At 61.9% G+C, this 24,339-nt stretch carries 23 protein-coding genes; 17 read left to right on the forward strand and 6 right to left on the reverse strand.

The features are described from left to right. Positions 1–1,923 carry a PrkA family serine protein kinase gene (locus tag C7443_RS18820; protein WP_110020469.1) on the reverse strand — a complete coding sequence of 641 codons (1,923 nt, stop codon included), beginning with the start codon at positions 1,921–1,923 and terminating at the stop codon, positions 1–3. A 583-nt stretch (positions 1,924–2,506) separates the two neighbouring features. On the opposite strand from C7443_RS18820, the gene C7443_RS18825 reads away from it, so the two are divergent. From C7443_RS18825 to C7443_RS18835, 3 genes are all read left to right on the forward strand, one after another. Next, positions 2,507–3,661 carry a pyridoxal phosphate-dependent aminotransferase gene (locus C7443_RS18825; RefSeq protein ID WP_110020471.1) on the forward strand — a complete coding sequence of 385 codons (1,155 nt, stop codon included), beginning with the start codon at positions 2,507–2,509 and terminating at the stop codon, positions 3,659–3,661. Between the two features lie 111 nt (positions 3,662–3,772). Continuing rightward, positions 3,773–4,258 (forward strand): bacterioferritin, encoded by a 486-nt coding sequence (gene bfr / locus C7443_RS18830; RefSeq protein WP_110020472.1) that lies wholly within the window; start codon positions 3,773–3,775, stop codon positions 4,256–4,258. A gap of 80 nt (positions 4,259–4,338) precedes the next feature. Beyond that, positions 4,339–4,545: a (2Fe-2S)-binding protein gene (locus C7443_RS18835; protein ID WP_110020474.1), complete on the forward strand. Its 207-nt coding sequence runs from the start codon at positions 4,339–4,341 to the stop codon at positions 4,543–4,545. Positions 4,546–4,566: 21 nt separating this feature from the next. Here C7443_RS18835 and C7443_RS18840 read toward each other — a convergent pair whose 3' ends face one another. Next, positions 4,567–6,024: an aminotransferase-like domain-containing protein gene (locus tag C7443_RS18840; RefSeq protein ID WP_146213348.1), complete on the reverse strand. Its 1,458-nt coding sequence runs from the start codon at positions 6,022–6,024 to the stop codon at positions 4,567–4,569. A 135-nt stretch (positions 6,025–6,159) separates the two neighbouring features. Between C7443_RS18840 and C7443_RS18845 the strand changes: the two genes are divergently transcribed. Beyond that, entirely contained in the window at positions 6,160–6,738 is a 579-nt protein-coding gene (locus C7443_RS18845; protein ID WP_110020477.1) for a YajG family lipoprotein, read from the forward strand. A gap of 193 nt (positions 6,739–6,931) precedes the next feature. Here the strand turns inward: C7443_RS18845 and C7443_RS18850 are convergent, their stop codons facing one another. Next, positions 6,932–7,696: a GAF domain-containing protein gene (locus tag C7443_RS18850; protein WP_110020479.1), complete on the reverse strand. Its 765-nt coding sequence runs from the start codon at positions 7,694–7,696 to the stop codon at positions 6,932–6,934. 132 nt (positions 7,697–7,828) lie between these two features. Here C7443_RS18850 and C7443_RS18855 point away from each other — a divergent pair, with 132 nt between their 5' ends. Together C7443_RS18855 and lgt are read left to right on the forward strand one after the other, a co-directional pair. After that, positions 7,829–8,890 (forward strand): AI-2E family transporter, encoded by a 1,062-nt coding sequence (locus tag C7443_RS18855; RefSeq protein ID WP_110020480.1) that lies wholly within the window; start codon positions 7,829–7,831, stop codon positions 8,888–8,890. Between the two features lie 10 nt (positions 8,891–8,900). Then, a complete protein-coding gene (gene lgt / locus C7443_RS18860; protein WP_110020482.1) occupies positions 8,901–9,677 on the forward strand; it encodes a prolipoprotein diacylglyceryl transferase in 777 nt (258 codons plus the stop codon). A 20-nt stretch (positions 9,678–9,697) separates the two neighbouring features. Here lgt and C7443_RS18865 read toward each other — a convergent pair whose 3' ends face one another. The 3 genes from C7443_RS18865 to C7443_RS18875 all read right to left on the reverse strand — a co-directional run bounded on the left by C7443_RS18865 (position 9,698) and on the right by C7443_RS18875 (position 12,498). After that, positions 9,698–11,131, reverse strand: a complete 1,434-nt coding sequence (locus tag C7443_RS18865; RefSeq protein WP_110020484.1) for a PhoH family protein — start codon at positions 11,129–11,131, stop codon at positions 9,698–9,700. A 312-nt stretch (positions 11,132–11,443) separates the two neighbouring features. After that, positions 11,444–11,911, reverse strand: coding sequence for a peroxiredoxin (locus C7443_RS18870; protein ID WP_110020485.1), 468 nt, complete (start codon positions 11,909–11,911; stop codon positions 11,444–11,446). A 44-nt stretch (positions 11,912–11,955) separates the two neighbouring features. Next, entirely contained in the window at positions 11,956–12,498 is a 543-nt protein-coding gene (locus tag C7443_RS18875) for a glycine cleavage system transcriptional repressor (protein ID WP_110020487.1), read from the reverse strand. A 165-nt stretch (positions 12,499–12,663) separates the two neighbouring features. On the opposite strand from C7443_RS18875, the gene dapA reads away from it, so the two are divergent. The 11 genes from dapA to C7443_RS18930 all read left to right on the forward strand — a co-directional run bounded on the left by dapA (position 12,664) and on the right by C7443_RS18930 (position 24,253). Further along, positions 12,664–13,539, forward strand: a complete 876-nt coding sequence (gene dapA / locus C7443_RS18880) for a 4-hydroxy-tetrahydrodipicolinate synthase (RefSeq protein WP_110020488.1) — start codon at positions 12,664–12,666, stop codon at positions 13,537–13,539. A gap of 30 nt (positions 13,540–13,569) precedes the next feature. After that, entirely contained in the window at positions 13,570–14,757 is a 1,188-nt protein-coding gene (gene bamC / locus C7443_RS18885) for an outer membrane protein assembly factor BamC (RefSeq protein ID WP_110020490.1), read from the forward strand. A gap of 73 nt (positions 14,758–14,830) precedes the next feature. After that, positions 14,831–16,675 (forward strand): DNA mismatch repair endonuclease MutL, encoded by a 1,845-nt coding sequence (gene mutL, locus C7443_RS18890; protein ID WP_110020492.1) that lies wholly within the window; start codon positions 14,831–14,833, stop codon positions 16,673–16,675. Positions 16,676–16,677: 2 nt separating this feature from the next. After that, positions 16,678–17,643, forward strand: coding sequence for a tRNA (adenosine(37)-N6)-dimethylallyltransferase MiaA (miaA, locus tag C7443_RS18895; protein ID WP_211346210.1), 966 nt, complete (start codon positions 16,678–16,680; stop codon positions 17,641–17,643). Between the two features lie 81 nt (positions 17,644–17,724). Further along, positions 17,725–17,979 (forward strand): RNA chaperone Hfq, encoded by a 255-nt coding sequence (gene hfq, locus C7443_RS18900; protein ID WP_110020493.1) that lies wholly within the window; start codon positions 17,725–17,727, stop codon positions 17,977–17,979. A 33-nt stretch (positions 17,980–18,012) separates the two neighbouring features. Beyond that, positions 18,013–19,305, forward strand: coding sequence for a ribosome rescue GTPase HflX (gene hflX / locus C7443_RS18905; protein ID WP_110020495.1), 1,293 nt, complete (start codon positions 18,013–18,015; stop codon positions 19,303–19,305). Between the two features lie 65 nt (positions 19,306–19,370). Further along, a complete protein-coding gene (gene hflK, locus C7443_RS18910) occupies positions 19,371–20,606 on the forward strand; it encodes an FtsH protease activity modulator HflK (protein ID WP_110020497.1) in 1,236 nt (411 codons plus the stop codon). After that, positions 20,606–21,466 carry a protease modulator HflC gene (hflC, locus tag C7443_RS18915; protein WP_246004723.1) on the forward strand — a complete coding sequence of 287 codons (861 nt, stop codon included), beginning with the start codon at positions 20,606–20,608 and terminating at the stop codon, positions 21,464–21,466. The genes hflK and hflC overlap by 1 nt, the downstream gene beginning before the upstream one ends. A 59-nt stretch (positions 21,467–21,525) precedes the next feature. Further along, positions 21,526–21,711, forward strand: coding sequence for a DUF2065 domain-containing protein (locus C7443_RS18920; RefSeq protein ID WP_110020498.1), 186 nt, complete (start codon positions 21,526–21,528; stop codon positions 21,709–21,711). Positions 21,712–21,746: 35 nt separating this feature from the next. After that, a complete protein-coding gene (locus C7443_RS18925; RefSeq protein ID WP_110020500.1) occupies positions 21,747–22,931 on the forward strand; it encodes an ATP phosphoribosyltransferase regulatory subunit in 1,185 nt (394 codons plus the stop codon). A 26-nt stretch (positions 22,932–22,957) separates the two neighbouring features. Beyond that, positions 22,958–24,253, forward strand: coding sequence for an adenylosuccinate synthase (locus C7443_RS18930; protein WP_110020502.1), 1,296 nt, complete (start codon positions 22,958–22,960; stop codon positions 24,251–24,253). The last annotated feature ends 86 nt before the right edge of the window (positions 24,254–24,339 follow it).

Below are 24,339 nucleotides of genomic sequence, written 5' to 3' on the forward strand. Positions count from 1 at the left end.
TCAGGAAGACTTACGGACGCGCAGATACCACTCAGACAGCAGGCGGACCTGTTTGGGGGTGTAGCCTTTCGTCACCATACGGTTGACGAAGTCCTCATGCTTCTTCTGCTCGTCGACCGACGACTTGGCGTTGAAGCTGATGACTGGCAGCAGATCTTCGGTGTTCGAGAACATTTTCTTCTCGATGACCGTACGCAGCTTCTCGTAGCTCGTCCACAGCGGATTCTTGCCACTGTTATTGGCGCGGGCACGCAGCACGAAATTGACGATCTCGTTGCGGAAGTCCTTCGGATTGCTGATGCCAGCCGGCTTTTCGATCTTCTCCAGCTCAGCGTTGAGAGAGGCGCGATCGAAAGACTCGCCGGTATCCGGATCACGGTATTCCTGATCCTGAATCCAGAAGTCGGCGTAGGTCACGTAACGGTCGAAGATGTTCTGGCCGTACTCCGAATACGATTCCAGATAGGCCTGCTGCAGTTCCTTGCCGATGAATTCGGCATAGCGGGGTGCCAGCCAGCCCTTGATGTAGGACAGGTACTTCTCTTCCGTTTCCTGCTGGAACTGCTCGCGCTCGATCTGACGCTCCAGCACGTAGAGCAGGTGCACGGGGTTGGCCGCCACTTCGGTGTGGTCGAAGTTGAAGACCTGCGACAGGATCTTGAACGCAAAGCGCGTCGAGATGCCGCCCATGCCTTCATCGACGCCGGCGTAGTCGCGATACTCCTGCATCGATTTAGCCTTCGGATCGGTGTCTTTCAGGTTTTCACCGTCATACACACGCATCTTCGAGAAAATGCTGGAGTTCTCCGGCTCCTTCAGGCGGGACAGCACCGAGAACTGCGCAAGCATTTCCAGCGTGCCCGGCGCGCATGGCGAGTCGGCCAGCGAGGAATTGGTCAGTAGTTTTTCATAAATGTGCACTTCGTCGGAAACGCGCAGGCAATACGGGACTTTCACGATGTAAACGCGATCGAGAAAGGCCTCGTTGTTGCGGTTGTTCTTGAACGACTGCCATTCAGACTCGTTGGAGTGGGCGAGGATGATGCCGTCGAACGGAATCGCTGAAAGACCCTCGGTGCCGTTGTAATTGCCTTCCTGCGTCGCCGTCAGCAGCGGGTGCAAGACCTTGATCGGCGCCTTGAACATTTCGACGAATTCGAGCAGGCCCTGGTTGGCCAGGCACAGACCGCCGGAGAAGCTGTAAGCGTCCGGGTCGTTCTGCGCGAAGTGTTCCAGCTTGCGGATGTCGATCTTGCCAACCAGCGAGCTGATGTCCTGATTGTTTTCGTCACCCGGCTCGGTCTTGGCGACGGCAATCTGCTGCAGAATCGACGGACGCAGGCGTACGACCTTGAATTTACTGATGTCGCCGTTGAATTCTTTGAGGCGTTTGACGGCCCACGGGCTCATCAGGCCTTTCAGGTAACGGCGCGGAATGCCGTAATCGCTTTCAAGAATTTCCGCATCTTCGGCAGGATCGAACAGGCCGAGCGGCGATTCGTTGATCGGCGATCCCTGGATGGCATAGAACGGCACTTTTTCCATCAGGTGCTTGAGCTTTTCAGCCAGCGACGATTTACCGCCACCGACTGGGCCGAGCAGATAAAGGATCTGCTTGCGCTCCTCCAGACCCTGTGCGGCGTGGCGCAGGTAGGACACGATCTGGTCGATCGAGTCCTCCATTCCATAAAACTCGCGAAACGCCGGGTAGATCTTGATGACCTTGTTCTGGAACAGGCGTGACAGGCGCGGATCAAGCCGCGTGTCGACCAGTTCGGGTTCCCCGATTGCCATAAGCAGGCGTTCCGCGGGAGAGGCGTAGGAGCTCGGGTCGGTGCGGCATAGGTCCAGGTACTCCTGGATGCTCATCACCTCTTCCCGGCTTTCCTCGTAGCGTGTCGCATATCGGTCGAAAATGCTCATGGCCGTTCCCCTCGTCAGGTTCTGGATTCGCGATATGTCCATCCATTCGTGGTAGGTCCATTGCAAGCAGCGGACCACTTCACATAGCTAGCCGCTACTCAGCGTTGGCCGCCTTTCTCAGATCCATTCATGCGCTAAAGTAGTGCAGCGATCTTCGCTGCAGTGCAACATGCATTGCTATATGAACTTTTCGTCTCTATGGACCGTTCCTGCTGCTTCGGGTTTCGCAAAACCGCGATGTTCGCGTGTTCTTCGGTTCTGGCGATGTGTTGCACCAAAACAGAACGCCCAATTTATCGCGCGTGCCCTGTTTGCTGCCGCGGACATGATCCAAGTGCTGGTTGGCAATCGTGCCATTTGGTGTCGTGAATGCAGATGCGATCTTTTAGCGATCGTGGCGGCATGAATAGCCACCGTTTTTAGAGCGTTCTTAGTGCAATTTGCTGATCAATCGTGGGGCGTGTGTTGCATTTTGGTGCGTGCGGATGTGCGCTTTCAGAAAATATCCCGTTGTGATGCCAGTAGGTGCGACGCAGAGCCGTCGCTAGACTGATGCCTTATTGTCAATCGGAGCCGTGCCTTGATGATCCCAGCGCCCACATCCCGCCTGCCGCAGGTGGGTACCACCATCTTTACCGTGATGTCGGCGCTCGCACAGGAATGCGGCGCGCTGAATCTGTCGCAAGGGTTTCCTGACTTTGCACTGCCGTCGGCTTTGACCGACGCGGTGGCGCACCACGTTCGGGCCGGTCATAACCAGTACGCACCGATGGCTGGCGTGGTGACATTGCGCGAGGCGATTGCGACGAAGGTGCTGGCCAGCTACGGCGCTAAGGTCGATGCCGGTAATGAAGTGACGGTGACCTCCGGGGCGACGGAAGCTCTGTTCTGCGCGATTCAGGCGATCGTCCAGCCCGGGGACGAGGTCATTGTGTTCGATCCCTGTTACGACTCGTACGAACCAGCCGTGACACTGGCCGGAGGGCAGGTCGTACATGTGCCTCTGGCGGCTCCGGCGTTCTGCCCGGACTGGGCGCAGGTCAGTGCTGTCATAGGTCCACGTACACGAGCGATCATTCTCAACACTCCGCACAATCCGACTGGCAGCGTGTGGTCCGCACAGGATATGCAGCAGCTGCAGCAGCGGGTACGCGATACCAACATTTTTCTGATCAGTGACGAAGTGTATGAGCACATCGTCTTCGATGGCTGTCGTCACGAGAGTGTATTGCGTTACCCGGAGCTTGCCGCCAGGGCTTTCGTCGTTTCCTCATTCGGCAAGACCTTTCATGCGACCGGCTGGAAGGTAGGGTATTGCATCGCGCCTTCTGCACTGAGTGCGGAGTTTCGCAAGATTCATCAGTACGTGACTTTTTCCACGGCGACGCCGATGCAGTTCGCTCTTGCGGATTTTCTCTCCGCATGCCCGCAGCACTGGCAGACGCTGCCTGCGTTTTATCAGGCCAAACGTGATCGTTTCTGCTCATTGCTCGACGGTTCGCGTTTTTCGGTAAAACCGTCGTCGGGTACGTACTTTCAGTTACTGGAATACAGCTCGATCAGTCATGAGCATGATGTTGCACTGGCTTCGCGACTGACGCGTGAGGCGGGTATCGCTTCGATTCCGGTTTCTGTTTTTTACCGACAGGCACCCTCTGACCTGCGTTTATTGCGCTTTTGTTTTGCCAAGGACGATGCGACTCTCGACGCCGCCGCCGCGATATTGCAAACGCTCTGACATGTGACGTTTGTCGGGGCGGCAGTGGGCCGCTATGGTCAGAAAACCTTTGCCATGTCACGCCGAGTCGGACGCAGACTTGCTGCTGGCAAGCATAAAAGGAGCGCAACAGTGAAAGGCGACGCCAAGGTCATCGAGTATCTCAATGCTGTGCTCAAAAATGAGCTCACTGCGATCAATCAGTATTTTCTGCACGCCAAGATGTTTAAGAACTGGGGTCTGAAGGAGCTCGCTGAACACGAGTACCACGAGTCGATCGACGAGATGAAACATGCGGACAAACTCATTGACCGCATCCTGTTTCTTGAAGGACTCCCCAATCTGCAGGATCTCGGCAAACTCTGCATTGGAGAGGATGTTCCTGAGGCGTTGCGAGCGGATCTTGGCATGGAGATGAGCGCGCACCTGACGCTGAAGGACGCGATTGCCTACTGCGAGCAGATACGTGACTACGTTTCGCGTGAATTGTTCGAAGACATTCTTGAGAGCGAAGAAGAGCACATCGACTGGCTGGAAACCCAGCTGGAGCTCGTCGACAAGATTGGTTTGCCCAACTACCTGCAGTCATCCATGGGGAGCGTTGGCGGCGGTAGTTGATACTCCGCCGTTATTGACAATGGTTCTTATTTGATAAAGCATGTCCGGCATCATCACCAGATCGGGTGGGAGTGCCGGACATGTACGTTTGCATCTGCAAAGGGGTAAGTGATCGCACCATCCGCAAAGCGGTGGCCGATGGGGCGGATACGATGCGGGCGCTGCGTCATGAAACCGGTTGCTGCAGCCAGTGTGGTAAATGTGCCAGGGCGGTCAGTGAACTGTTGCGTGAAGAGCGTGAACGTGTAGAAACGGATTTCACACTCGCGCTGGCTTTGCCAGCCTGACGACCAGCTTCGGGGGCGTCTTCATCCCGATTGCTGCAAGTGTGCCAGCGAAGCGAGGGTGCTGACGGCAGATTCGATCCGTTCGCTGAATGGATGAACCGCACTTAAACGCAGGGCATTGCGATAGCGTCGCTGGGCAGTGAACAGCACGCCCGGGGCGATGCTGATGCCGTTCGCGATGGACTGCCGATAGAGACGCATGGTGTCATAGCCGTCCGGCAGTTCAACCCAGAGTACTGTGCCGCCGGCGGGTTGGGTGACGCGAGTGCCATGCGGGAATGTCGTGGCGACAGCGTTGCCGAGCTGTGCACTGCGCTGTGCATATTCACTGCGGGCGCGGGTCAGGTGGCGTTCATATTGTCCGCTGGCCAGAAAGCGGGCAATTGCGAGCTGTTCGATGGTCGGCGTTGTGAAGCTGGTCAGCAGTTTCAGGTGGCGGATACGTTCCGCGTAACGACCCGGCGTGACCCAGCCAACGCGCAGACCGGGGCCGACTGTTTTGCTGAACGATGAGCAAAACAACACGTTGCCGTCTGTATCCCAGGCCTTGCAGGGCAGCGGGCGCGGGCCCGGAGTGAACCCCAGATCGCCAAGCACGTCGTTTTCGATCAGGGGGACGTCGTGCGTTCTGAGCAGCGTGACCAGTCGCTGCCGGTCGTCCAGTGACATGCTGGCGCCAAGGGGGTTCGAGTTGGTCGGCATCAGCAGGCAGGCGCGTATCGGCCATTGCTCCAATGCCTGAGCGAGCGCATCGAGTCGTACGCCTGCCCGCGGATGCGTCGGGATTTCCAGCGCATGCATGCCGAGTGATTCGATTGCCTGCAGCATGCCGAAAAACGTCGGCGATTCGACTGCGATGGTGTCCCCCGGTTTGGCGACGGCGCGCAGGCACAGCGTGATAGCTTCCTGACAGCCGGACGTCACGAGGACATCGTCAGGGCCGGACTGGCAACCGGCATACTGCATGATGCGTGCAATCTGCACACGCAGCTCAGTGCGGCCGAAAGGCTCGTCATATACGGCTGCTGCAGTAGGGACTTCGCGCAGTACCGTTGCGATACAGCGGTTGAGTTGCGAGATTGGCAGCAGGTCGGCAGCGGGGGGGGCTGTATCGAGATGGAGGCGATCGTCGCTGGCTGAGCCTGACAGCATGTCGAGTGTCAGACTGCTGGTGGACACCGGCATCGGCTGAATGGCGGGCTGTGATGTGCCCGGCTCCGGTGCGAGCGGCATGCGCTGAGGGCACACGAAGTAGCCGGACTGCGGGCGCGCCTCGACGACGCCGCGATCCACCAGCAGTCCGTAGGCCTGGGTGACGGTAGAGATGCTGACGCCCATACGACGGGCCAGCTGGCGCACAGATGGCACTCGATCGCCGACGCGGTAGGTGCCATTGGTGATGGCGGTTGCCAGCTCTTCGGCGACATGCTGATACAGATTCAGGTGTGAGCTGGAACCTTTGGGGCGCACGTCCGTCACGCTTTTCAAGCTCCTGTCGAGATAAATGGTGGACGAGAGGCATTCGCAATTGTGTCAGGTCTACTGTACCCCTGCACGATTGTCATGCCCTGTAAGGTATCCTCGTTACTTACGCATTCGGCAATGAGGTAAGGCATGCGGTACCGTTTGCTCGTGTCCAGTTGTATCGCGCTGCTGACGTTGTTGGGAGGCTGTGCGCTGAGTCCGCAGCTCGTGACCGTGCAGCCGCTGGTGGATGTCGCTGCGGCTCCTGTCGGACGGGGGCGCATGCTGGGGCTTGATGTGGTCGATACGCGGGCGCAGCCCGAGTTCGGCACGCGTGGCGGAGTGTATGCGACGGCGACCGTTGGGCCGCACAATGATGTGGCAGCCGCGGTGCGGCGGGCGCTGGCAGAGCGCTTGAGTGCTGCACGGTTTGTCGTCACGCCGCCACAGGCGGCCGCGCCAGTCGGTTTACGTGTGGAGATCATACGTATTGCCTATCAGACGGGAGGCTCTCCGGTGGTTGGTGAAGTGCGGGCGAGTGCACAGGTACGCGCGATAGTGCGCAATGGCGCTTACACGTTTACAGGTGACTACACCGCGAATAGCGCGCGCCAAGTCGTCGGCCCGCCCGGTGCCGCGGAAAATGAAAAAATCATCAACGAGATCGTCTCGCAGTCGCTGCAGCACATGTTGAGTGACCGCAAGTTGCTTGAGGCGCTCGGACGCTGATCAGGCGTGCTGCGCGCCCAGATCCGTTGATGAGTTTGCTGAATGTGCTATTGCGACGGATCGGCGGCTGGTCTTGTCGCTTGCGACCGTCGATGCCGATGACCGCAGGCCGCGATCATGTTGAAACGCGTTAACCCGCGGCCGATCAGCATGCTCAGCGAATGCCGAGGACAGCCCGCGGCCAACCCGCCTGTTACTCGTTGCTGCGGGTCTTGCCGACGTTACGGCCGAGTTCGGCGATCACTTCGGTGGCGGCTGTCAGGATGCGGTCGGTGCCGAAGCCCGCACTGTCGAGTTCACGGAAGAAGGTACGGCCGAGCAGGCGGGCCATGCGCTCGCTGTCACGTCCCAGCGTGCCAGGATCGAGGTCGCGGTTTTCACGTAACTCCCGCGCCATGGCTCGCAAGGCAAAGCGCGAGCGCAGTACACCTTGCAGCCTGGCCAGCTCCAGCGCGAGCCCGAACAGCAGAGCGACGATGCCGGCGATGGCCAAGTCCTCCTCACGAAAAGACAGCGGACTGGTATTGCGGCAGACGTTGAGCACGCCGCAGATGTGGTCGTTCACCTGGATCGGAGCGCAAATGAAACTGCCGCGTTCGCGCTTGCGACAGGCGGCAAAATCGGACTGGGTGACGTCGGGAACCAGAATGGCACGACCGCTGGCAGCGACCTGCCCGGCAATGCCTTCGCCGAGACGAACGCGTTGCTGGTAGGCGGCTGATGGCAGCTCACCATAATGGGCTGAAACCCGCAGCTGGCGCTCATTGTCACTGGTGTCATCCTTGAACAGCATGATCGAGCAGGCGTCCGCCTGCAGCAGCTCGGCGGCCATGGCGGCCAGCGCGGGCAACTGATCATCACCGTTGCCGCGGCTTCCGATCAGTGCGACCAGGGCTTGCAGGCGTTCGAGCAGCTCGGTTTCACCCGCAATCAGCGGGCGGGCGGGTTCTGCACTCATCGTGGCGTCTCCTTCGCGGCGGTTGTGCGCTTGCGACCGATGTTACATTGGCTCATTGGCACTCGCGCTGCCAGCGCCAGACGCGATTCCGAATCCCGCGGCGCCGTCATCAGCTTTTGAGATCCGTTCTGCATGAAACTTGTCACCGATTGGTTCCGGCGCGTGTTCAACGACGCGCAGACGGTGTCCCTGTTGCTGCTGATTGCCGCGGTGCTCGGCATCGTGCTGTTCTTTGGCCGCATGCTCGCTCCGGTGCTGGCCGGCATCGTGATGGCCTATCTGCTCGAAGGGGTCGTGCGGGTGCTCGAACGCCATGGCACCGCGCGCTGGCCATCGGTGCTGATTGTCTTTCTGAGCTTTATCGCCAGTGTGGTGTTCGTGCTGACCGGCCCCTTGCCGATGCTTTCGCGTCAGGCGAGTGAACTGGCGCAACAGTTACCTGAGATGGTGCTGCGCGGGCAGCAGTATCTGATGAGTCTGCCAGTGCTGTATCCGCGATTCGTCGACGAATCGCAGGTGCTGGGTGTGATCGGCATCATCAAGGGGGAAGTCGGCGGCCTGGCGCAGAACGTGTTCACCTGGTCGCTCGCCTCGGTGTTCGGCGTCATCACCATACTTGTCTACCTGATCCTGGTGCCGGTGCTGGTGTTCTTCTTTCTGAAGGACAAGGAGCGCATTCTGGGCTGGGCCGAGCAATTCCTGCCGACCAATCGCGGTCTGGTCATGCGGGTGTGGCGCGATATCGATCTGCAGATCGGCAACTATGTGCGCGGCAAAATCTGGGAAGTGCTGCTCAACTGGCTGGTCTGCTATCTGGTATTCGCCTGGCTGGATCTGCAGTACGCCATGCTGTTGTCGTTCATGGTCGGGCTTTCGGTGATCGTGCCTTATCTCGGCGCGGTGGTTGTCACCGTGCCGGTGGCCGTCGTCGGTCTGTTCCAATGGGGTTGGGGAACCGATTTTCTGTGGTTGATCGGCGCTTACGCGATTCTGATGGCCCTCGACGGTAATGTGCTGGTGCCCTGGCTGTTCTCAGAGGTGGTCGATCTGCATCCGGTGGCGATCATCGTCGCCGTGTTGTTGTTCGGTGGCCTGTGGGGTTTCTGGGGCGTGTTTTTCGCCATTCCGCTGGCGACCGTCGTGCAGGCCGTGCTCAAGGCCTGGCCGCGTCGGATCGCCACTCCGCCGAGCTGAGAGTTTTTGAATGAGTCCCTTGCATTGGAATGTCGATCCCGAGCTGCTGCACATCGGCGGATTTGCCCTGCGCTGGTACGGACTGCTGTTCGCTGCCGCGTTTCTCGTCGGCTACGAAATCATGCGTCGCGTGTTCCGTGCCGAGGGCAAACCCGAGGCGGATCTCGATGCACTGCTGCTGTATATGATGCTCGGGACCGTGATCGGTGCGCGTCTCGGGCACACCTTGATCTATGCGCCGGATTACTACCTGGCCCATCCGTGGAAGATTCTCGCCGTGTGGGAAGGCGGGCTTGCCAGCCACGGCGGCGCGGTCGGTATCTTCATCGCCCTGTGGTGGTATGCGCGCAAGCGTCCGGATCAGCCGTGGCTGTGGCTGCTGGATCGCCTGAGTATCCCGACCGCCCTCGGCGGAGCCTTCATTCGCCTCGGTAATCTGTTCAATTCCGAGATTCTCGGCCATCCGGCCAGCGTGCCCTGGGCGGTGGTGTTCGAGCGCGTCGATTCACTGCCGCGACACCCGGTGATGGTCTACGAGGCGCTGGCCTATCTGGCGATATTCATCCTGCTGCGGGTGCTCTATCGCCGTCGTCTGGCCGCCACACCGCCTGGCATGTTGCTCGGCACCTTTCTGCTCACGGTGTTCGGTGCGCGTTTCGTGCTGGAATTCTTCAAGGAGGAACAGGCCGACTGGGTGGCGGGCTCGCTGACTGTTGGTCAGTGGCTCAGCGTGCCGATGGTCATGGCCGGCCTGATCCTGTTGCTGCGGGCGCGGCGCCACGCCTGACGCCCGCAGCCGTTACCACTTCAGAGCACGTCTGAGGCGAAGTCGGCGAGCCGCGAGCGTTCGCCGCGCAACAAGGTGATGTGGCCGCTGTGCGGCCAGTTCTTGAAGCGGTCGACGACGCAGGTCAGGCCCGATGTGGTCTCGGTCAGATAGGGGGTGTCGATCTGTGCGATGTTGCCGAGACACACCACCTTGGTGCCAGGGCCGGCGCGGGTGATCAGCGTCTTCATCTGTTTCGAGGTCAGGTTCTGTGCTTCGTCGATGATCAGGTACTTGTTCTGGAAGGTGCGGCCGCGCATGAAATTGAGGGCGCGGATCTTGATGCGGTTGGCGAGCAGGTCCGCCGTCGCCTGCCGGCCCCAGTCGCCGCCGCCGTTGCCATCGTGCGTCTGTGACAGCACTTCGAGATTGTCCATCAGCGCCCCCATCCACGGCGTCATCTTTTCTTCCTCGGTGCCGGGCAGGAAGCCGATGTCTTCGCCGACCGGAACGGTGACGCGGGTCATGATGATTTCGCGGAAGCGGTTCTGGTCGAGCGTCTGCGTCAGGCCGGCGGCGAGCGCGAGCAGCGTCTTGCCGGTACCGGCAGCGCCGAGCAGCGTGACGAAGTCGATTTCCGGATCCATCAGCAGGTTGAGCGCGTAGTTCTGCTCGCGGTTGCGGGCGATGACGCCCCAGACGGCGTGACCCGGCGTCGTGTAGTCGCGCACCGTCTCGATGGTCGCGCCACGGTTGTCGATGCTGCGCACGACGAAGTTCGCCGGACTGTCGCCGCCCATCCACAGGAACTGGCAGGGGTGCCACTGGGCGATCTCGGGGCCGTGGACGCGGTAGAAGGTGCGTCCGCTCTCGTTCCATGACTCCATCGCCTTGGCATGTTTGTCCCAGAAGTCCTGCGGCAGCTCGCGGCTGCCGGAGTACAGCAGGTCGATGTCTTCCAGCGCTTGGTCGTTGCGGTAGTCCTCGGTGTGGATGCCGAGCAGCGTTGCCTTGATGCGCAGGTTGATGTCCTTCGACACCAGCGTGACCTGGCGGCTGGGGTGCTCCTGCGCCAGCGCTAGTGTGAAGCCGAGAATGTCATTGTCCGGCAGGGAGCCGGGCAGCGTGCTGGGCAGATGATTACCCGTCGGTCGGGTCTGGAAGAACAGACGCCCGCTCGGTTTAGCGGTGGCGCCGAGGTTGACCGGCGCCGGCAGGCCGAGCCCTTCGTCGATTTCTTCGCGGTTTGCCCCGCCGACCAGATCGTCGAGGAAGCGGCTGACCTGGCGCACGTTGTGCGCGACTTCGGACATGCCTTTCTTGGCGCGGTCGAGTTCCTCCAGCACCACCATCGGCAGATGGATGTCGTGTTCCTTGAAGCGGAACAGGGCGGTCGGGTCGTGCATCAGCACATTGGTATCGAGGACAAACAGGCGCTTGCTGGAATCGCTTTTCTTCTTGCGCAGAGTGCTCATGAACGATGGCTCGATAGGGCGGTGTGAAACAGTGGCGACAAGACCCGGCGCCATGGCGGATGTCGATATGTGGAGATTACTCCGGCGTGCCAAGCGCACGCGTTTCCATCCGTGGATGTCGGTGTGCGGACTCAGATATGGGGTGCGGCACGCGGGGGCGTACCATCGCAGGCGTGTCGGTCGGCTGGGCGCCGGCCCGGAATGTTTTTCCATGCAGAGGCCGCCATCACCTGGCTGGTGCGGTACGTGGCGGCAATGACGATGCATCGGTGATGAGGCATCGCCATTGCTGGGATGCGTTGGCGGTGTGCGCTATAGGGCTTGGACGGCCTCAAGTACGGCTTGGGCATGTCCTTCGACCTTGACCTTGCGCCATTCGCGACGCAGCACGCCGTTCTCATCGAGCAGAAAGGTACTGCGTTCGATGCCGACGACCTCGCGGCCATACATTGTCTTCGGGCGAATGACATCGAAAAGTCGGCACAAGGCTTCATCGGCATCCGCGATCAGTTCAAACGGAAAGTTCTCCTTTGCCTTGAACTTTTCATGTGATTTGAGGCTGTCGCGCGAGATGCCGAATATCTTGGCGCCGGCGGTCGTGAACTGCGGATACAGATCGCGCAGATCGCGCCCCTCGGTCGTGCAGCCCGGGGTCGAGTCCTTGGGATAGAAATAGAGCACGACCTTCGAGCCGCGCAGTGCGGAGGAGCTGACGCTGGTGTCACCCGTCGCCTGCGCAGTGAAGTCCGGAACGATCTGGTCGAGGGCAACGTTGCTCATGTACTTCTCCTGGCGGGCGAAAGGTCGCTGCCGGCATGCGGCTTTCAGGGCTTTGCCGGCTCCATCACGGCATCCAGGTTGAGCTCGTCGCAGAAGTCGAGGAATTCCTCGCGCAGCAGTGCGACGTGGAAGCTCGCCGGAATGCCGATCGTGAAGTTCAGCGAGAACATCGGGCTGCCGGTGTGTGGTGCCGGGTAGCTGCGTGTCGACAGTTCCTCGATATTGATGTTGCGCGATGTGAAGAAACCGGAGAGCTGGTAGACGATACCCGGCTGCTCGATGGCAATGACCTCGACGTTGTACGGCATGGCGTCTGCACTGACCTTGTGCGGCCCGGTGCGACGGACGATCAGGCTGACGCCAAGTTCTTCCTCCGCGTGCTGGAGCTGCGTTTCCAGTTTGGCCAGCGTGTTCCAGTTGCCGTGCACCAGGAGCATCGCTACGCACTCCTGACCAAATACCGTCACGTAGCTGTCTTGCAGACTGCAGCCGCAGTCGAAGATCGTGCGGCTGAGGGCATTGATCAGGCCGGGGCGGTCTTCGCCCATAGCGGATATGACAAGAAAGTTCTTCACGGGCGCACGCATTTTGCGGGGATAGGCAGGTGTTCTGCAGTCTGCGGCTCTTTACGGCCGGACGCGACAGTCTAACTGCTCACTCCGCAGGCGCAAACCGCCGCGGCGAGCGCAGCTTGTCGGGCCGGACAGGGGCACGTACCATGCGGCCTATTTTTCATCGCGGGGACTCCTCGAATGTTCCACGGCAGCATGGTCGCCTTGGTGACGCCGATGGCGGCGGACGGTACGCTTGATTTCGATGCCCTGGCGCGTCTGGTCGAGTTCCATATCGAAAACGGTACGGATGCCATCGTCGCGGTAGGGACCACCGGTGAATCGGCAACGCTCGATGTGGATGAACATGTCGATGTCGTGCACCGCGTGGTGCGCCAGGTCGCTGGCCGCATCCCGGTGATCGCCGGCACCGGTGCCAATTCGACACGTGAGGCGATCGACCTGACGCGTCTGGCGATGGAGGCTGGTGCCGACGCCTGTCTGCTGGTGACGCCGTACTACAACAAGCCGACCCAGGAAGGTCTCTACCTGCATTACCGGGCGATCGCCGAGGCGGTGCCGATTCCGCAGATTCTCTACAACGTGCCGGGTCGCACGGCGTGCGACATGCTGCCGGACACCGTATCGCGGCTGGCCGATATTCCGAACATCGTCGGGCTTAAGGAAGCGAGCGGTTCACTGGAACGTAACCGCGAACTGCTAAGCAAGGTCGCCGGGCGTATCGATCTGTATAGCGGAGACGATCACATCGCTTGTGAAAGTATCCTGGAAGGCTTTCGCGGCGTGATTTCGGTGACCGCGAACGTTGCGCCCAGAGCGATGCATGAAATGTGCGTCGCCGCCGCCGGCGGCGATCGTGCTGCGGCGCTGGCGATCAACGAGGATCTGGTCGAGCTGCACAAGAACCTTTTCATCGAGGCGAATCCAATTCCAGCGAAGTGGGCATTGATGGAGCTCGGCTTGATTCCGCCCGGCATCCGTTTGCCGCTCACGCCGCTTTCGACCGCCTGCCACGACGCTGTCCGCAATGCGATGCGCCGCGCTCATCTGATCTGACTGGAACAACGGGCCGTTCATACATCCATCATGAGTTCGTCCAGCACCGTGCTTCGTCTTGCCATTACGGGTTCCGCCCTGCTTGTTGTCGCTTGCTCGTCGCCGGTTGACAGCATCATTCCCGATCGACGCATCGACTACCGTCAGGCGCAGTCTGCAGCGCCACTGGAACTGCCTCCCGACCTGACCAGTTCAACGGTCGATGACACCCTCAAGGTGCCTGAGCTGACGCCGAGTGCGCAGGCCAGCCTGTCCGACTACAACAATGAGCGGGGTGTGACCGGGCACGCTGGACAGGCGGCAGCCGCGTCTGCGACGCCGCGCCTGATGAATACTGAAAGCGTACTGATCCAGCCGGATGGCATGCGTGTCATGCGCGATGGCGAAAAGCGCTGGCTGTCGATCAAGGCGGCCCCCGACCAGGTCTGGAGCAAGGTCCGCGAGTTCTGGACCAGCAACGGCTTCCTGCTCAAGCGTGATGACCCGCGCATCGGCATCATGGAAACCGACTGGGCGGAGAACCGGGCCGACATTCCGCTGGACCCGGTGCGCAGCCTGCTGTCCAAGGCACTGGATTTCGCCTATTCGGCCCCGACGCGCGACAAGTTCCGTATCCGGCTGGAGCGTGACGGTGATCGCACCGATGTCTTCATCACCCAGTATGGCGTCAAGGAAGTCGGTCGCGGTCGCGACAATGAGACTACGGTCTGGGAGCCGCGTCCGAACGATCCGGAGCTCGAAGCAGAGATGCTCTCGCGCCTGATGGTCTACCTCGGCGCCAGCGAGGACCGGGCGCGGGCGGAAACCGGTGCCGGCAGCAAGGCGGCGGCAGCACCTGTGCTGACGCGGCCGTTCGACCAGGAAGGTGTGCGTGGCCTGGTCATCGCCCAGGACTACGGGCGCGCCTGGCGCAGCGTCGGTGCGGCGCTCGACGGCAGCAACTATGTGGTCGAGGAGCAGGATCGGGCCAGCGGTCAGTACACCGTCGAGTACGTTGATCGTGCTGCGGAGAATGCTGCTGCCGACGCCAACAAGGGGTGGTTCTCCGGCTGGTTCGGTTCCAAATCGGCGCCGCAGGCGAGCGGTACTCGCTATAAAGTGCGCCTTGCCGATCGCGGCAACGAAACGGTCGTCGTCGTGCAGGATGCTCAAGGGCAATACGACAATGCCGCGCAGGCGCGCGACCTGCTGGAGACCATTGCCCGCGGCGTGCGCTGAGCGCGCTGTCCGCGTGGCGGGCGCGGTCGGGGAGGCAGGGTTGCCGAACCGGCCGCGAGTCATGATTTGACCCATGCCGATTCGTCGTCTTCCCCCTGAGCTCATCAACCAGATCGCCGCCGGTGAGGTGGTCGAGCGGCCGGCATCGGTGGTCAAGGAGCTGTTGGAAAACAGCCTTGATGCCGGCGCCAGGCGCATCGACATCGAGATCGAGCAGGGTGGCATCCGTCTCATCCGTATTCGCGACGACGGTGCGGGCATTCCTCGCGATGAGTTGCTGGCGGCGCTGTCGAGCCATTCCACCAGCAAGATTGCCGCAATCGAAGATCTGCAGGCCATCGCCAGCCTGGGCTTCCGTGGCGAGGCCTTGCCGAGCATTGCTTCGGTATCACGCTTGCTGCTGAGCTCGCGTACGGCCGCTGCCGACAGCGGCTGGCGTATTGCCGGCGACGGGGCTGAGCGCGTGCGTGAGCCCGAGCCGGTGCCGCATCCGCTCGGGACTACGGTTGAAGTCCGCGATCTGTTCTACAACACACCGGCGCGGCGCAAGTTTCTGCGCAGCGAGCGTACGGAGTTTTCTCACCTCGACGATGTCGTGCGGCGCCTGGCGGTGTCGCACTTCGACGTCGCATTTTCGCTGGCGCACAACGGCCGGCCACTGCTGCGTCTGCCGGTGGCGGGTGAACGCATGGCGCAAGAGCAGCGCATCGCCGAATTGGCCGGTGGCGAGTTCATCGCCCAGGCGCTGCATCTCGACCAGCAGGTCGCCGGCCTGCACCTGTGGGGATGGATTGGTCTGCCGACGGCTGCACGGGCGCAGGCCGATCGCCAGTACTTTTTTGTCAACGGCCGCATGGTGCGGGATCGCCTGATTGCCCACGCGGTACGCCAGGCCTATGCCGACGTGCTGTTTCATGGCCGGCATCCGGCGTTCGTGCTGTTCCTCGAACTCGATCCGAAGCTGGTCGACGTCAATGCCCATCCGGCCAAGCACGAAGTCCGCTTCCGCGAAGGGCGGCTGGTGCACGACTGCCTGTTCCGCACGCTGCACGAGGTGCTGGCGCGGACGCGGGCTGGCCGCCACGATGTTGCTGCAGAGCGTGACGATGCGGAGCGCATGGGTGAAGCCGCGACCGCAGGCGCCATGCCGACGGTGACGGCTGACAGCCGGTCAGGTGTATCTGTGCCTGTGCGAACCTGGCGTGGCGGCAGCGCGCAGCGTCCGCTGGAACTGGGCGCGCGCGAGGACATGGCGGTCTACGCCAGACTGTTTACCGCTGCCGAGCCGGAGCAGCCCGCGCCGCCGTCGGTTGCGGAGCCAGCCGGCGATGCGGTGCCGCCGCTTGGCTTTGCGCTGGCGCAGCTGCACGGTGTCTACATCCTCGCGCAGAATGCAGAAGGGCTGGTGCTGGTCGACATGCACGCCGCGCACGAGCGCGTGACCTATGAGCGGCTGAAGGCTGCCCGCGCCGGAGACGGGATACGTCGCCAGCCGCTGCTGGTGCCGCTGACGATGGCGCTGAGCGGCCGCGAGGCAGCGGTGGTCGAGGAGGCTGGGGCCGCGCTGTCGGCGCTGGGCTTTGAGCTGGCGCTGCTCGGACCGCGCAGCGCAGCCCTGCGTCAGGTGCCGGTGCTGCTGGCCGATGCCGATCTCGACGCGCTGGTGCGTGAAGTGCTGGCCGATCTGGCAGAGCATGGTTCGAGCCGGCGGGTCGAAGAGCGTGTCCATGAATCGCTGGCGACGATGGCCTGTCATGGCTCGGTGCGGGCGAATCGCAAGCTGACGCTGGCCGAAATGAATGCCTTGCTCAGAGCGATGGAAGCCACCGAGCGCAGCGGGCAGTGCAATCATGGCCGGCCGACCTGGGTGCAGCTCGGCATGGCCGAGCTCGACCGGCTGTTTCTGCGCGGGCGCTGATCATGGTCGATACACGTCCACTTGCTGTCTGCCTGTACGGTCCGACGGCTTCCGGCAAAACAGATCTGGCGATTGAGCTGGTCGAGCGCGGACCGTTTTCCATCATCAGTGTCGATTCGGCGCTGATTTACCGCGACATGAACATCGGTACAGCCAAGCCGGATGCCGGCACGCTTGCTCGTGCTCCGCATGCGCTCGTTGATATTCGCGATCCGGCCGAGCGTTACTCGGCTGGCGAGTTTCGTCGGGATGCGCTCGCGGTCATGGGGCGTATCTGCCAGGCGGGGCGGGTGCCGCTGCTGGTGGGTGGCACGATGCTGTATTTCCGCACGTTGACACATGGTCTGGCCGAGTTGCCGCAGGCTGATGCCGATCTGCGCGCCCGGCTCGATGCTGAAATGGCGGCGCTGGGGGTGCCGGCCGTGCATGCGCGACTGGCGGCGGTCGACCCGGTGGCTGCCGCGCGTATCCATCCGCACGACGCACAGCGTATTCAGCGCGCGCTTGAAGTCTTCGAGCTGAGCGGGCGGCCATTGACGGACTGGCTCACGCAACAGGAGCGCACGGAATCGCCGTATCGATTGTTGTGCTTCGCGTTGCTGCCGCCCGAGCGCAGGGAGCTGCACCAGCGTATCGAGCGGCGACTCGATGCGATGCTGGCCGCGGGTTTTGTCGATGAAGTGGCAACCCTGCGTGCGCGTGGCGATCTGACGCTCGATCTGCCCTCGATGCGTGCGGTCGGCTATCGGCAGGTCTGGGAATATCTGGATGGCTTGACGGACCGCGAGCAGATGCGGCAGCGTGTTCTCGCAGCTACGCGGCAGTACGCGAAGCGACAGATGACGTGGCTGCGCGGCGAGTCCGCCGCGACTTCACTGCCCAGTGGAGCATCGGGGCTCGCCGGGAAAATCATTGGGGTCTGGGAGCTGGCACGGAACCTGCGGGGTGACCTAAGGTCCCTGTGCTAGACTGCAGATCTACTTTTTCATTTTGCGGGAAGGCGGCTGACCCCTCGGCGGCTGCCTCACATAACTATAAGGAGCAGCTCCATGGCCAAGGGCCATTCGCTTCAGGAACCGTTTCTCAATGCGCTGCGCAAGGAGCGCATTCCCGTGTCGATTTATCTGGTCAACGGCATCAAGCTGCAGGGCCAGATCGAATCCTTCGACCAGTTCGTCGTGCTGCTGAAAAACAGCGTCAGCCAGATGATCTACAAGCACGCAATTTCCACCGTCGTGCCATCGCGCAATGTGCGTCTGCACCTGGGGGACGATGCGACCGGCGATTTGGGAGATGACGCCTGATCACATCGCAGCGCCTGACCGAGGGTTTTCCATTTGTTTGACCGTCCCCGAGCCGGTGAGCGTGCGATTCTTGTACATGTCGCAGTCAATGGCGCGATCGATGCCCGCGAAGTGACCGAGTTCGAGGAACTGGCGATTTCAGCGGGAGCGGATGTCGTTGCGCTGGTGACTGGTTCACGACGTGCGCCCGATGCACGTTATTTCGTGGGCAGTGGCAAGGCTGAAGAGATACAGGCGCTGGTACAGGCTCATGAGGCTGAGCTCGTGATCTTCGATCACGAGCTGTCTCCGAGTCAGGAGCGCAACCTCGAAGCTTTGCTGCAATGTCGTGTGCTGGACCGTACTGGCCTGATTCTCGACATTTTTGCGCAGCGGGCCCGTTCGCACGAGGGCAAGCTGCAGGTGGAGCTGGCACAGCTCGAACATCTGGCGACGCGCCTGGTGCGGGGCTGGAGCCACCTGGAGCGCCAGCGCGGCGGTATCGGCATGCGCGGCCCTGGCGAAACTCAGCTTGAAACCGACCGTCGCCTGCTGGCCGGGCGCATCGCGCAGATCAAGCGGCGTCTTGAGCGCGTGGACCGCACGCGTGAGCAGGGGCGGGTTTCGCGCCGCAAGTCCGATCTGCCCACAGTGTCCCTCGTCGGTTATACCAATGCCGGCAAGTCGACCCTGTTCAATGCCCTGACTGGCGCGGCAGTCTATGCGGCAGACCAATTGTTCGCGACGCTCGACCCGACGCTGCGACGATTGGACCTGCCAAATGTCGCTTCGGTGGTCATTGCGGACACCGTCGGGTTCATCAGCCGTCTGCCGCACGAGCTGGTTGCGGCGTTCCGCTCGACGCTGGTCGAAACCTGCGAGGCCAGCCTGCTGCTGCATGTGCTGGATGCCGCTGATCCCGAGCGGGCGGTACTTGAGCGCTCAGTCGTCGAGGTGCTCGAAGAAATCGGTGCTGCCGATGTGCCACGCCTGCTGGTCTTCAATAAGCTCGATCTGATTGACGGTGCGACGCCGAAGGTTGAACGCGATACGGCGGGGCGGCCGACGGCAGTGTGGGTATCGGCTGTCAGTGGCGCCGGGCTGGATCTGCTGCGCAGCACGATCGCCGAGATTCTGCGCGCCGATACCTTGCGCGGGGTTTTGGATCTGGCGCCTGCCCAGGCGCGTCTGCGTGCCCGGCTGTTCGAGCTGGGGGCGGTGGTCGCCGAGCAGGTGGCGGCGGATGGTCATTTCCATCTGCAGGTCAGCGCCTCGCGAAAACATCTTCGCCAGCTGTGCCGTCAGGAAGGGTTGAGCGAAGGATGGCTTGAAGCGACCGTGCATTGAAGCGCGCGCGTTTGAAATGCCTGTGTTGGCTAAGCAAGACGATACGTTTTATTTCGGAGTGAGACATGGCCTGGAATGAGCCGGGTGGCAACAACCGAGATCCCTGGGGCGGCGGTGGCCGCGATCAGGGGCCGCCGGACCTCGATGAAGTGGTGCGAAAGCTCAGCGAGCGGCTGTCTGGCCTGTTCGGTAAGTCGCGTGGCGGTGGCAGTGGTGATGGTGGCAGCTCGCCGGGTGGCGGTGGCGCGCGGTGGCTGCTCGGCGCCGGTGCCATCATCGCCGTATTGCTGTGGGCTGGGCTCGGCAGCTTCTATATCGTCGACGAAGGTACGCGCGGCGTCGTGCTGCGCTTTGGCAAGTATGCGGAGACGACCATGCCGGGTTTGCGCTGGCATTTGCCGTACCCCATCGAGCGGGTCGAAATCGTCGATATCGAACAGGTTCGCTCCGAGGAGATTGGCTATCGCTCGGGTGGACGCCAGCCGTCCTCGCGCTCGGTGCCGAAGGAAGCACTGATGCTCACGCAGGACGAAAACATCGTCGACGTGCGCCTGGCCGTGCAATATCAGGTGCGCGATCCGCGTGCTTATCTGTTCAACGTCGTGGAGCCTGATCTGACCCTGCGCCAGGCTATCGAGAGCGCTACGCGTGAGGTCATCGGTCGCAGCTCGATGGACTTCGTGCTGACCGAGGGACGGGCGGATATCGTCACCCAGGTGCGTGAGCTGGCGCAGTCGGTGCTCGACCTCTACAAGACCGGCCTGCGTATCAACGGTGTCGCACTGCAGGATGCACAACCGCCGGAAGAAGTTCAGGAAGCTTTTGCCGATGCGATCAAGGCGCGCGAAGACGAGCAGCGTGCCAAGAACGAGGCTGAAGCCTACGCCAATGAAGTGATTCCACGTGCCCGCGGACAGGCAGCGCGTCGTTTGCAGGAAGCGGAAGCCTACCGTTCGCAGGTGGTGTCCCAGGCCGAGGGTGAGGCGTCACGCTTCACCCAGCTGCTGAGTGAATACAGCAAGGCGCCTGATGTGACGCGCGAGCGCTTGTACATCGACACGATGCAGAGCGTGCTGGGCAATGCCAGCAAGGTGCTGGTGGATGCCAACAACAGTGGCCCCTTGCTGTATCTCCCGCTGGATCGTCTGCTGAAGGCCTCGGGCGGTACGCCGTCTGGCACGACGCCGGTGGGCGGGGCGAGTGGCGCGATGGATGCCGGCAGCGGCGCCAGCCCGTCGTCATCGCTGGCCAATGACCCCGCGCGTTCGCGCGACATCGGTCGCATCCGGGAGATTCGTTGATGGAGAGTCGTGGTCTGCTGCTGGGCGTTGGAGCGGCGGTCGTCGTTCTGGCGTCGATGTCGATGTTCACCGTCAGTGAAACGGAGAAGGCGATCCGTTTCCGTCTCGGTGAAATCGTCGAGTCGGATTTCAAGCCGGGGCTGCACTTCAAGTGGCCCTTGATCAACAACGTGCTCAAGTTCGATTCACGTATCCAGACGCTCGACACCGAGCCGGAGCGTTTCCTCACCGCGGAGAAGAAGAACGTCATCGTCGACTCCTTCGTGAAGTGGCGCGTCGCCGATGTCGGTCGTTTCTACACGGCGGTCGCCGGTGATCCGGTACAGGCCAATCTGCGCCTCGACCAGATCACCAAGGACAGCATGCGCAGCGAGTTCTCGAAGCGTACGGTGCAGGATGTGGTTGCGGGCGACCGCGGTCAGATCATGGATATTCTGTCGACGACACTGAAACGTGAGGCAGGCAATCTCGGTATCGAGGTCATCGACGTGCGCATCAAGCGCATCGATCTGCCCGCTGACGTGTCGAGCTCGGTGTTCCGCCGTATGCGCGCCGAACGTGAGCGCGTGGCGCGCGATTTTCGCTCGCGTGGTGCCGAGGCGGCGGAGCGCATTCGTGCCGATGCCGACCGGCAGAGCACCGTGCTGCTGGCTGATGCTTATCGTGACGCTGAGCGCGTGCGTGGTGAAGGCGACGCGAAGGCGGCCGATATTTATGCGCAGGCCTACAATCGTGACCCTGCGTTCTATGCTTTCTATCGCAGTCTCGGAGCCTACCGCGCCTCTTTTGCGAACAAGGACGATGTTCTGGTGTTGTCGCCAGACAGTGAGTTTTTCCGTTTCTTCAAGCAACCCAAGTAAGCTGATAGGCGGGCGACGGGGGTTGCCCGCCTGTGTTTCTTTTTCGGGCGAGAGCAGCGATGTGGCATGATTTGATGGTTGCTTTTGCGCTGATGATGGTCATGGAAGGGGTCGGCCCCTTCCTGAGCCCGCACGCGGTACGCGAAGCGTTGCTGGGAATGGCCCGCTTGAACGATCGCGCGCTGAGGGTCTGCGGCCTGCTGTGCATGATTGTCGGTGTCGTGACGCTTTACTGGATACGCTGACCTCGTCGGTATCCGCTCACCGGATTGATCCTTTCATGATTGTTGAAGACCGTTGGCTGTTGCCGGAAGGAATCGACGAAATCCTTCCGGCCGACGCCCGTCGCGTGGAGCGCCTGCGACGTGAGCTGCTCGATCTGTACGATCGCTGGGGCTACGAGCTGGTGATCCCGCCGTTCATCGAATTCCTCGATTCCCTGCTGACCGGCTTCGGACGCGATCTCGAACTGCAAACGTTCAAACTGACCGACCAGCTGTCCGGTCGTCTGCTTGGCGTGCGCGCAGACATGACGCCGCAGGTGGCGCGTATCGATGCCCACCAGCTGCGCCGCGATCTGCCGAACCGCCTCTGCTATATGGGCACCGTGCTGCGTACCCGCAGTGATGGCTTCGGCGGCTCGCGCAGTCCCCTGCAGCTCGGTGCCGAGCTCTACGGGCATGCGGGTGTGACCAGCGATGTCGAGGTCATCTCGCTGATGCTTGAGACGCTGGCGCTGGCACGTGTCGGTGACGTGCATCTCGATCTGGGGCATGTCGGCATCTTCCGTGCGCTGACGCGGGTGGCCGGACTCGATGCCGATGACGAGGCGCTGCTGTTCGAGATGCTGCAGCGCAAGGCACTGCCAGATATCCGTGCCTGGCTGGATGGGGCTGGCTTGTCGCGTGAGTGCGGTGAGCATTTCGCACGCCTTGGCACGCTGGCCGGCGGTGTCGAGGTGCTGGATACCGCTGCCGGCGCGTTCGCCAGCGTCGAGCCGGTCGCTGCGGCGCTGGCGGCATTGCGTGAAACCGTCGAGGTCATCGGCGGGCGTTTCCCGCATCTGCCGATCCACATCGATCTGGCTGAGCTGCGCGGTTATCGCTATCACACCGGGCTGGTGTTTGCCGCCTACGTGCCCGGAGTCGGTCAGGCGGTGGCGCGTGGTGGCCGCTATGACGGCATTGGTCACGTGTTCGGCCACGCGCGGGCGGCGACCGGGTTCAGTGCCGACCTCAAGACGCTCATCGAAATCGGTGACGTTGAATTCGAGGCGCAGACCGGGATTTATGCGCCAGTCGATGCGGACCCGGAGCAGGTCCGTGCATTGCGTGCGGCGGGGGAGCGCGTGATTTGCGTGCTGCCCGGTGCCGAGGCAGACGCCACAGCCTATGGTTGCGACCGGAAACTGGTGCGCAGCGGTGACGCCTGGATTCTGGAAAAGGTCGCCGTGCCGGCGGCCTGAAGCTAATTCATCAAGCGGAAGACGAAATGGGCAAGAATGTCGTAGTGATCGGCACCCAGTGGGGTGACGAAGGCAAGGGCAAGGTGGTCGATTTGCTGACCGAGCGTGCCAGCGCCGTGGTGCGTTTCCAAGGCGGCCACAATGCCGGTCACACCCTGGTGGTCGGCGGTCAGAAGACCGTACTGCACCTGATTCCCTCGGGTATTCTGCGTCCCGGCGTTACCTGCATGATCGGCAACGGCGTCGTGCTGGCACCCGATGCCTTGCTGAGTGAAATCGACACACTGGAAGCCGCCGGTGTCGATGTCTCGGCACGCCTGAAGTTGTCCGAAGCCTGCACGCTGATCCTGCCGTATCACGTGGCGCTCGATCGTGCACGCGAGCAAGCGCGCGGTAACCGGGCGATCGGTACCACCGGGCGCGGCATCGGTCCGGCTTACGAGGACAAGATCGCGCGCCGCGCGCTGCGCCTGGGGGATTTGTTCCATCGCGAGCGCTTTGCCGCGAAGCTCGGTGAAGTGCTGGATTTCCACAACTTCGTGCTCAGCAGCTATTTCGGTGTCGAGCGGATCGATTTCCAGCGTGTGCTCGACGATGCGCTGTCGATGGCCGAGCGTCTCAAGCCGATGGTGGCCGATGTCACCCAGATGCTCGCTGAAGCCCGTGCGCGCGGCGAGAACGTGCTGTTCGAGGGCGCTCAGGGAGCGCTGCTCGACATCGACCACGGCACGTACCCCTACGTCACCTCCTCGAACACGACGGCTGGCGGTGCGGCGACCGGTACCGGCGTTGGGCCGCGCTACCTGGACTACGTGCTCGGTATCACCAAGGCCTACTCGACGCGCGTCGGCGGTGGGCCGTTCCCGACCGAGCTCGATGACGAAATTGGTGAGCACCTCGGTACCAAGGGGCATGAATATGGTGCCACCACCGGGCGGCGGCGGCGCTGTGGCTGGTTCGATGCCGTGGCATTGCGGCGCTCGATCCAGAACAACTCGGTATCCGGCCTGTGCATCACCAAGCTCGACGTGCTCGATGGGCTGAACACGCTGAAAATCTGCGTCGGTTACAACCTCGACGGCACCGTCGTCGATTATCCGCCGCTGGGAGCCGAGGCGTTCGAAGTCTGCGAGCCAGTCTACGAGGAGATGCCCGGATGGTCGGAGTCGACCTTCGGCGTCAAGACGTTCGATGCGCTCCCGGCTGCGGCACGCGCTTATCTCAAGCGTATCGAGGAAGTCACGGGAGCTCCGGTTGCGATCATTTCCACCGGTCCGGACCGTGACGAGACGATGGTGCTGCGCGATCCGTTTGCTGGTTGATCGACCTTTTGCGGCAGACTGGCCGCGCCTCGGGCGCGGCGGTCTTTCGGGCTGCGTGTACGATGCTGGCATCGCGCACGCGGCTG

Origin of the sequence: Plasticicumulans acidivorans, from assembly GCF_003182095.1 — a bacterium.
Classification (GTDB): Bacteria; Pseudomonadota; Gammaproteobacteria; order Competibacterales; family Competibacteraceae; genus Plasticicumulans; species Plasticicumulans acidivorans.

What these genes read in the sequence shown, in the direction of transcription:
- C7443_RS18855 (WP_110020480.1), top strand. Translation starts at nt 7,829, where the DNA reads ATGAAACTTGTCACCGATTGGTTCCGGCGCGTGTTCAACGACGCGCAG.
- C7443_RS18925 (WP_110020500.1), top strand. Translation starts at nt 21,747, where the DNA reads ATGATTGTTGAAGACCGTTGGCTGTTGCCGGAAGGAATCGACGAAATC.
- C7443_RS18835 (WP_110020474.1), top strand. Translation starts at nt 4,339, where the DNA reads ATGTACGTTTGCATCTGCAAAGGGGTAAGTGATCGCACCATCCGCAAA.
- hflC (WP_246004723.1), top strand. Translation starts at nt 20,606, where the DNA reads ATGGAGAGTCGTGGTCTGCTGCTGGGCGTTGGAGCGGCGGTCGTCGTT.
- C7443_RS18845 (WP_110020477.1), top strand. Translation starts at nt 6,160, where the DNA reads ATGCGGTACCGTTTGCTCGTGTCCAGTTGTATCGCGCTGCTGACGTTG.
- C7443_RS18825 (WP_110020471.1), top strand. Translation starts at nt 2,507, where the DNA reads ATGATCCCAGCGCCCACATCCCGCCTGCCGCAGGTGGGTACCACCATC.
- C7443_RS18930 (WP_110020502.1), top strand. Translation starts at nt 22,958, where the DNA reads ATGGGCAAGAATGTCGTAGTGATCGGCACCCAGTGGGGTGACGAAGGC.
- C7443_RS18920 (WP_110020498.1), top strand. Translation starts at nt 21,526, where the DNA reads ATGTGGCATGATTTGATGGTTGCTTTTGCGCTGATGATGGTCATGGAA.
- C7443_RS18820 (WP_110020469.1), bottom strand. Translation starts at nt 1,923, where the DNA reads ATGAGCATTTTCGACCGATATGCGACACGCTACGAGGAAAGCCGGGAA.
- C7443_RS18850 (WP_110020479.1), bottom strand. Translation starts at nt 7,696, where the DNA reads ATGAGTGCAGAACCCGCCCGCCCGCTGATTGCGGGTGAAACCGAGCTG.
- miaA (WP_211346210.1), top strand. Translation starts at nt 16,678, where the DNA reads ATGGTCGATACACGTCCACTTGCTGTCTGCCTGTACGGTCCGACGGCT.
- C7443_RS18865 (WP_110020484.1), bottom strand. Translation starts at nt 11,131, where the DNA reads ATGAGCACTCTGCGCAAGAAGAAAAGCGATTCCAGCAAGCGCCTGTTT.
- bamC (WP_110020490.1), top strand. Translation starts at nt 13,570, where the DNA reads ATGAGTTCGTCCAGCACCGTGCTTCGTCTTGCCATTACGGGTTCCGCC.
- lgt (WP_110020482.1), top strand. Translation starts at nt 8,901, where the DNA reads ATGAGTCCCTTGCATTGGAATGTCGATCCCGAGCTGCTGCACATCGGC.
- C7443_RS18875 (WP_110020487.1), bottom strand. Translation starts at nt 12,498, where the DNA reads ATGCGTGCGCCCGTGAAGAACTTTCTTGTCATATCCGCTATGGGCGAA.
- C7443_RS18870 (WP_110020485.1), bottom strand. Translation starts at nt 11,911, where the DNA reads ATGAGCAACGTTGCCCTCGACCAGATCGTTCCGGACTTCACTGCGCAG.
- mutL (WP_110020492.1), top strand. Translation starts at nt 14,831, where the DNA reads ATGCCGATTCGTCGTCTTCCCCCTGAGCTCATCAACCAGATCGCCGCC.
- hfq (WP_110020493.1), top strand. Translation starts at nt 17,725, where the DNA reads ATGGCCAAGGGCCATTCGCTTCAGGAACCGTTTCTCAATGCGCTGCGC.
- hflK (WP_110020497.1), top strand. Translation starts at nt 19,371, where the DNA reads ATGGCCTGGAATGAGCCGGGTGGCAACAACCGAGATCCCTGGGGCGGC.
- dapA (WP_110020488.1), top strand. Translation starts at nt 12,664, where the DNA reads ATGTTCCACGGCAGCATGGTCGCCTTGGTGACGCCGATGGCGGCGGAC.